Genomic DNA, 7,756 nt, shown 5'->3' with positions numbered 1-7,756 from the left:
AGGATGCCTCGACCAACAACCCGCTGCCGGCGCTGCAGGCGGTCGGCGAGACAAAGCTCGCGCTGCTGGTCGGCCCGGAGGGCGGCTTTTCCGACGACGAGCGCAAGATGCTGAGGGCATTGCCTTTCGTCACCGCCATCCCGCTCGGTCCGCGCATCCTGCGCGCCGACACCGCCGCCGTGGCCGCGCTCGCGGTGATGCAGGCCACGATCGGCGACTGGTGATCAAATCCAGTTGAGCCTTGGCTCAGGATTTTTCGCTTGATCGGCTACTGACATTTCGTCCATTTAGCGCCCGGCGGCGAGATAGCCGCTGCGGAGGGCTTCCCATGGCGCGCGACACAACCGATTTCCGGCCCATCGAGGGCGTCGACGAGCTCGTCGCCTATCTTGCCGAAGGCAACAAGCCGCGCGAGCAATGGCGCATCGGCACCGAGCACGAGAAGTTTCCGTTCTATGTCGACGGCAACGCGCCGGTGCCGTATGGCGGCGAGCGCGGCATCCGCGCCATTCTCGAAGGCATGCAGCAAAAGCTCGGCTGGGACCCGATCCTGGACGACGGGCGCATCATCGGCCTGGTCGAGCCGACCGGCCAGGGGGCGATCTCGCTGGAGCCCGGCGGCCAGTTCGAACTGTCGGGCGCGCCGCTGGAGTCGATCCACCAGACCTGCCGCGAGGGCAACGCGCACCTCTCCCAGGTGCGCGAGATCGCCGAACCGCTGGGCATCCGCTTCCTCGGCCTCGGCGGCAGCCCGAAATGGTCGCTCGCCGAAACGCCGAAAATGCCGAAGTCGCGCTACGAGATCATGACGCGCTACATGCCGAAGGTCGGCACCAGGGGCCTCGACATGATGTACCGCACCTGCACCATCCAGGTGAACCTTGACTTCGAGAGCGAGGCGGACATGCGCCGCAAGATGCAGGTCTCGCTCAAGCTGCAGCCGCTGTCGACGGCGCTGTTCGCCAACTCGCCCTTCACCGAAAGCCGGCCGAACGGACTGCAGAGCTGGCGCGGCGATATCTGGCGCGACACCGACAACCAGCGCTCCGGCCTGCTCGAATTCTGCTTCTCGCCCGATTTCGGCTTCGCCGACTATGTCGAATGGGCGCTCGACGTGCCGATGTATTTCGTCATCCGCGACGGCCACTATCACGACATGACGCACATCACCTTCCGCCAGTTCATGGCAGGGGTCGCCCGCAATGAGGTCCCGGACGGGCTGCCGACGATGGGCGACTGGGCGAACCATCTGTCGACGCTGTTCCCCGACGTCAGGCTGAAGCGCTTCCTCGAAATGCGCGGCGCCGACGGCGGGCCGTGGCGGCGCATCTGCGCGCTGCCGGCCTTCTGGGTCGGGCTGCTCTACGACGAGGCGGCGCTGGAGGCCGCCGAGGCGCTGACCGCGAGCTGGACCTACAAGGAAGTGCTGGCTATGCGCAACGCGGTGCCGGAGCTGGGCATTTCGGCGCCGTTCCGCAACACGACCCTGCGCGATGTCGCCCGCGACGTGCTCGCCATTTCGCGCTCGGGGCTGAAGAACCGCGCCCGCAAGAACCGCGACGGCTATGACGAGACCTCGTTCCTCAACACGCTGGACGAAGTCGTGGCGCGAGGCACGACCAGCGCCGAGGAAATGCTGTCGGCCTACCACACGCGCTGGGGAGGCTCGATCGAGCCGGTGTTCATGGAATATGCTTACTGACCCTTCGCCGTCCGCCCGGCGGAGAGGGCGGCAAAAGCCGCTTCAATCAGCGATGGAAACGAACTAGGCTTCTCCAACGAGGATGTTCCCGGAGGAGAACCCAATGCCTTCCCTGTTCGACATATTCGCCCAGGCCCAGAACGGCGCCGGCATGCAGGCGCTGGCTCAGCAGTTCGGGCTTTCGATGCAGCAGACCCAGGCCGCGGTCGAGGCGCTGCTGCCGGCCTTTTCGCAAGGGCTGCAGCGCAACACGGCCGACCCCTACGGGCTCGGCGCTTTCATGACGGCGATGGCGAGCGGCCAGCACGCCAAATATTTCGAGGACGCGACCCGGGCCTTCTCGCCGCAAGGCATCAACGAGGGCAACGGCATTCTTGGCCATCTGTTCGGCTCGAAGGAGCTGTCGCGGGCCGTCGCCAGCCAGGCCGCGCAAGCGACCGGTCTCAGCCAGCAGGTGCTGCAGCAGATGCTGCCGGCGATGGCCTCGATGATGATGGGCGGGCTGTTCAAGCAGACCACCAACCAGATGCAGGCGGCGGGCGGCTTCGGCGGCGGCGGCAATCCGCTCGGCGAGATCATAGAGCAGATGATGCGACAGGCGGGCGGCAGCGCGCAGCAGCCGCAACAGGCGCCCAATCCCTACGGCGACAACCCGCTCGGCAAGGTGCTGCAGGACATGTTCGGCGGCGGCGCGCAGCAGCCGCAGAGCCAGCCGCAGCAGGCGCCCAATCCCTATGGCGACAACCCGCTCGGCAAGGTGCTGCAGGACATGTTCGGCGGCGGCGCGCAACAGCCGCAAGGCCGGACGCAGCCGCAGACGCAAAGCCCCTATGGCGACAACCCGCTGGGCAAGATGTTCGAGGAGATGCTGCGGCAAGGTGGCGGCGGTTTCGGCTTACCCGGGACCGAGCCAGCGCCGCAGCAACCGCAGGCGTCTCAGCCACGCCAGGCGCCACAGCCGCAGACCAATCCGAGCGGCAGGCCGCGGAACCCGTTCGACGATATCTTCGGCAAGATGTTCGAGACCGGTGCGCAGCAGCGCGACGAGTATCAGAAGGGCATGGAGACGATCTTCGATCAGTTCAAGCGGGGCATGGATCGACGATAGCCCGAAAAGAAAGCCCGGTCCTTGGGAGGACCGGGCAGCGTGCAGGCAGGCCGGGGGGAACCGGCAGGGAGTGGGAGCCTGCATGAACCTTGGTCGCCGCGCCCCTTGAAAAGGTTCAGGGCGACCGAATGCGCCAGCCGGCTCGATCAAGCCACCTTGCGGGCGAGATCCTCGATCGTGTCGACCCGGTCGCTGGCGATCGCGCGCAGCTTCACGGTCGGATCACGGCCAAAGGGCACGGCAACGGCCACGTGGAGGTCGGCGCGCGTCAGGCCGATGTCGGCGAGCTCGGCGTCCGACATCTCGCCGAGGCGATAGAATTCGCGGCGGTTTTTCCAGGCGCGGTAGGCATCGGCGACGGCATTGAGCACGCGCGTCGCAACGGCCGGACGCGTGGTGATGCGCGAGGTCTCGGTGGCGAAATCAAACGTGGTCATGTCAGTCTTCCTTCAGAGTCGAGCAGACGAAGCCGGGCAAACGTCGCTGGGAGGAGCGCCGTTCCGGTCTCGATTCACATGCCTTCATGTGGATGTTGGAGAATGTGCCACCGTGCGATTGATTAATCCAACGAATGTTTCTAATCTTTAGCATCAACATCAATGATGGATTGGACCGATGAAAGCGCCGCTCGATCTCGATCAGTTGCAGACCTTCATCTCGATCGCCGATACCGGCAGCTTCACCCGCGCGGCGGAAGAGGTGCACCGGACGCAGTCGGCGGTGTCGATGCAGATGCGCCGGCTGGAGGAGCGGATCGGCAAGCCGCTGTTCGAAAAGGACGGCCGCACCAACAAGCTGACCGAGGAAGGCGACAGGCTGCTTTCCTATGCAAGGCGGCTGATCTTCCTCAACCGGGAGACGCTGGCCGCCTTCGACGACAAGCGGCTGGAAGGCACGATCCGCATCGGCACGCCGGACGACTACGCCGACCGCTTCCTGCCCGAGATCATGGCGCGCTTCACGCGCTCCAATCCGCGGGTCGAGCTGACCGTCATCTGCGAGCCGACGCCCGGACTTGTCGAACACATCAAGCGCGGCAATCTCGACCTGGCCCTGGTGACGCACAACGACACGCGCGGCCAGTCGGAAGTGGTGCGGCGCGAGCCGCTGTTGTGGGTGACCTCGGCCAACCACGCCACGCATGAGCAGGAAATCCTGCCGATGGCCTTCGGCCGGCCGAACTGCATCTGGCGCCGCGCCGCCGTCGACGTGCTCGACCGGCAGAACCGCGAGTACCGCATCCTGTTCTCGAGCTTCTCGGCGACCGTCATCACCGCCGCGGTGCTTTCCGGCCTCGCGATCTCGGTGCTGCCCGAATGCGCGCTGCGGCCCGGCATGCGCGTGCTCGGCGAGGCCGACGGCTTCGGCACCCTGCCCGACTGCCGCATCGGCATCATGCGCGGCCAGACCTCACAGCCGGAGATCGTCGACGCGCTTGCCCGCCACATCTGCGAAAGCCTCGACAACATATCGGTGCCGCTCGGCGAAGAGACGGGAAGCTTCGATTTCGCCGCGCTCGCCTTCACCAAGATGAAGCGGACCAAGCCGAACCAGATCATGCCGGGCTGGTAGGGTCTTTCCTAGGCACGCGCGGCCGCCGGCACGACGTCGTGCGGCGAAGCCAGGCCGGAAAGGCCGAGCAACTGGGCCGGTTCGAGCGGTGGTGACAGGAAATAGCCCTGGAACTGCCGGCAGCCCATGGCAACCAGCAGAATCTTCTGCGCCTCGGTCTCGACGCCCTCGGCGGTGACGTCGACGCCGAGCGCGACGGCGAGGTCGATCAGCGCCTTGACGATCGCCGCCGCATTGGCCTCGCCGTCGAGCAGCCGCACAAAGGAGCGGTCGATCTTGAGCTTGTCGATGGCGTGGCGGCGCAGATAGCTCAGCGACGAATAGCCGGTGCCGAAATCGTCGAGCACGATGCCGACACCGGACTCGCGCAAGGCCGTCAGAGCCGCCCGCGAGGCATCGCTGTTTTCCAGAAGCACGCTCTCGGTGATCTCGAGTTGCAGGCGCTGCGGCGCCAGGCCGGTATCGGCGAGGATCGATGCAACCTGTTCGGCAAAGCCGGCGTCACGCAACTGCAGCGGCGACACATTGACGGCCAGCCACGGCAATTCGGTGCGCACGGCGAAGCGGCAGGCTTCCTGCAGCACCCATGCGCCGAGCTGGCCGATCATGCCGCGCTCCTCGGCAATGGCGATGAACTGTGCCGCCGGCAAGGCGCCATGCACCTCATGCCCCCAGCGGATCAGCGCCTCCGCGCCGAGGATCGTCTTGCCGTTTGCCGCGAACACCGGCTGGTAGGCGAGCCCGATGCCGGTACCGCCATCGAGGGCCTTGCGAAGCTCGGTCTCGACCTTGCGCTTGCGCAAGAGAAGGTCGTCCATGTCGCCGGCGAAGACCTGGTGCCGGCCGCGGCCATTCTTCTTGGCCTCGTAAAGCGCGATGTCGGCCTTGCGCAGCAGATCGTCGGCATCGATCTCGGCGCCGACCGACAGCGCGATGCCGATGCTGGCGCTGATGAAGACCTGATCGTCGATCAGCTTGAACGGCTCCTGCAGCTTCTGCAGCAGCCGCTCGGCAATATCCTCCGCGGCGCGGATATCGCGGATGTCGATGAGGATCAGCGCGAATTCGTCGCCGCCCAGGCGCGCCACGGTGTCGACTTCACGAACGGTATGCTGGAGCCTGGCCGCCGTCTGGCGCACCAGTTCGTCGCCAGCCGGATGTCCGAGCGTGTCATTGATATGCTTGAAGCGGTCGAGATCGAGGTAGAGCAGCGCCACTTTCCCCATATCGTGACCGGCCGTGTCGTGGGTGGTCCTGAGCAGGGCCCGCCGGAGCCGATCCTCGAACAGGGCGCGGTTGGGCAGACCCGTGAGCGTGTCGTGGAAAGCGAGGTATTGCGCCTCGTCCTGGCTGGTCTGCAGCGCCGACGATGCGCGGCGCAGGCGGCGCAGCAGGAAGGCGAGCACGCTCGCCGCGAGCAGCAGGCCGATTACCAAGGCCGGGGCCGCCTTGCGCACCAGCGTCAGGCCGGGCCGTTCCTGGTCCCAGCCGATATAGCCGAGGATGACACCGCGAGAATCCAACAGCGGAATGGCAGCCGAGCCGGTCGGCTGCGACAGCGGCAGAAGATGTGCGCCGTCCAGCAGATATTTTTCGGCGATCTTGCCGATCACCTTGTCGCTGATGAACTCGACCGAGATGTGGAGGTATTCGCTGCCCGGTGCCTGGGTGAGCCGGTTCGTGCTGGGGACGAGCGGCATGATGCTGAGAATGGCCGGCTTGCCGCCGAGCGCCACCAGGTCTTCGCCGACCATCTTCGCCGGCGCGGCCGAAGCGTCCTCGCTCGGCGGCTCGGCCATCTTGGCGCGCAGACTTTCGATGGTGGGCAGCAATGCGGGCTCGTCCTCGCCATAGACGGACGGGTCGAGCACCTTGCCTTCCCGCATGGCGTGAACCGGATGGTTTGCGGCATCCAGCACATAGACCCGGTTGTGGCCGTAATAGGAGTACATCCAGACGCTGAGGTTCTCCTCTATCCAGGCCTGGTTTCCCGCCTTCACGTTGATGATGGAATCATCCCAGACGGTCACGCTCTCCTGCTCGCGCTCCACCGCCGCGATCTGATCCTTCAAACCATTGGCAAAGAATATCTTTTGCCGCTCGAGCGAGACATGATCGGCCTGGGCAGTGGCGTAGAAGCCGAAGCCGACGACCATGGCCAGCGCGAAGGCGGCGAGCATCAGCACGGTCAGCGTGACCTGATGCGTCAATGGGCTGTTGCTTGCGCGTGCGCTCATGCGTTCCTGGCCAGCTGCGTTGCCGACAAGTCAAAGCAAATCGGGCTTAAGATCGCGTTATAATATTAGCGCGGATTGAGCGCCGCCTTGACGCGGACGGGCAACCACCCCTCAATCGGCCCATGAGCGATACGGCATCCGAATCACGCAGCAATGCCACCGAATACACGGTGAGCGAGATTTCCGGCGCGCTGAAGCGCACGGTCGAGGACGCGTTCGGCAATGTGCGGGTGCGCGGCGAGATTTCCGGCTACCGCGGCCCGCATTCGTCCGGCCACGCCTATTTCGCATTGAAGGACGACCGCGCGCGGCTCGATGCCGTGGTGTGGAAGACCACGATGAGCCGGCTGAAATTCCGCCCCGAGGAAGGGATGGAGGTGATCGCCACCGGCAGGCTGACGACCTATCCCGGCAAGTCCAACTACCAGATCGTCATCGACAATCTGGAACCGGCCGGTGCCGGCGCGCTAATGGCGCTGCTCGAGGAACGCAAGCGCCGGCTGCAGGCCGAGGGCCTGTTCGATGCCGGCCGCAAGCGGCGGCTGCCGTTCATGCCCGGGGTCATCGGCGTCGTCACCTCGCCGACCGGCTCGGTGATCCGCGACATCATCCACCGCATCAAGGACCGCTTCCCGCTGCACGTACTGGTCTGGCCGGTCAGGGTGCAGGGCGAGACGGCGGGCGCGGAAGTGACCGCCGCGGTCAACGGCTTCAACGCGCTCGCCCGGGATGGCGCCATCCCTCATCCCGACGTGCTGATCGTGGCGCGCGGCGGCGGCAGCCTCGAGGATCTCTGGGGCTTCAACGACGAGGGCCTGGCGCGCGCGGTCGCCGCCTCGCGCATTCCGGTCATCTCCGCCGTCGGCCACGAGACGGACTGGACGCTGATCGACTTCGCGGCCGACATGCGGGCGCCGACGCCGACGGGCGCGGCCGAGATCGCCGTGCCGGTCAGGGCCGACCTCGAAGCGACGCTGGCAAGCCTCGCAGCACGGCTCAGAGCTTGCGCCTCGCGCAATCTCGAACGCAAGCGCCAAGCGGTGCGCGCGGCGGCGCGGGCGCTGCCCTCGCCCGACCAGTTGTTGGCCCTGCCACGCCGCCGCTTCGACGAGGCGACGAGCCGGCTCGGCCGGGCCC

At 66.2% G+C, this 7,756-nt stretch carries 7 protein-coding genes; 5 read left to right on the top strand and 2 right to left on the bottom strand.

The features are described 5' to 3' along the window. From EN780_RS22375 to EN780_RS22365, 3 genes are all read left to right on the top strand, one after another. A partial coding sequence (locus EN780_RS22375; RefSeq protein ID WP_128275346.1) for an RsmE family RNA methyltransferase occupies positions 1-224 on the top strand: 224 nt, incomplete at its 5' end. A gap of 104 nt (positions 225-328) precedes the next feature. Continuing rightward, positions 329-1,702, top strand: coding sequence for a glutamate--cysteine ligase (locus EN780_RS22370; protein ID WP_128275345.1), 1,374 nt, complete (start codon positions 329-331; stop codon positions 1,700-1,702). A 103-nt stretch (positions 1,703-1,805) separates the two neighbouring features. Next, on the top strand, positions 1,806-2,810 hold the full coding sequence (locus EN780_RS22365; RefSeq protein ID WP_128275344.1) for a DUF937 domain-containing protein: 1,005 nt from the start codon (positions 1,806-1,808) through the stop codon (positions 2,808-2,810). Between the two features lie 146 nt (positions 2,811-2,956). Here EN780_RS22365 and EN780_RS22360 read toward each other — a convergent pair whose 3' ends face one another. Further along, entirely contained in the window at positions 2,957-3,247 is a 291-nt protein-coding gene (locus EN780_RS22360) for a DUF1127 domain-containing protein (RefSeq protein WP_127393045.1), read from the bottom strand. Between the two features lie 178 nt (positions 3,248-3,425). Here EN780_RS22360 and EN780_RS22355 point away from each other — a divergent pair, with 178 nt between their 5' ends. After that, positions 3,426-4,382, top strand: coding sequence for a LysR substrate-binding domain-containing protein (locus EN780_RS22355; RefSeq protein WP_127283821.1), 957 nt, complete (start codon positions 3,426-3,428; stop codon positions 4,380-4,382). An 8-nt stretch (positions 4,383-4,390) separates the two neighbouring features. Here the strand turns inward: EN780_RS22355 and EN780_RS22350 are convergent, their stop codons facing one another. Next, positions 4,391-6,619, bottom strand: coding sequence for an EAL domain-containing protein (locus EN780_RS22350; protein ID WP_128275343.1), 2,229 nt, complete (start codon positions 6,617-6,619; stop codon positions 4,391-4,393). 122 nt (positions 6,620-6,741) lie between these two features. On the opposite strand from EN780_RS22350, the gene xseA reads away from it, so the two are divergent. Further along, on the top strand, positions 6,742-7,756 hold a 1,015-nt coding region (xseA, locus tag EN780_RS22345; RefSeq protein WP_128275342.1), incomplete at its 3' end, for an exodeoxyribonuclease VII large subunit.

Origin of the sequence: Mesorhizobium sp. M4B.F.Ca.ET.089.01.1.1 (assembly GCF_004022605.1) — a bacterium.
GTDB lineage: Bacteria > Pseudomonadota > Alphaproteobacteria > Rhizobiales > Rhizobiaceae > Mesorhizobium > Mesorhizobium abyssinicae.
The sequence above is the reverse complement of the archived record's forward strand: the minus strand, read 5'-3'. Positions and strand labels throughout refer to the sequence as shown.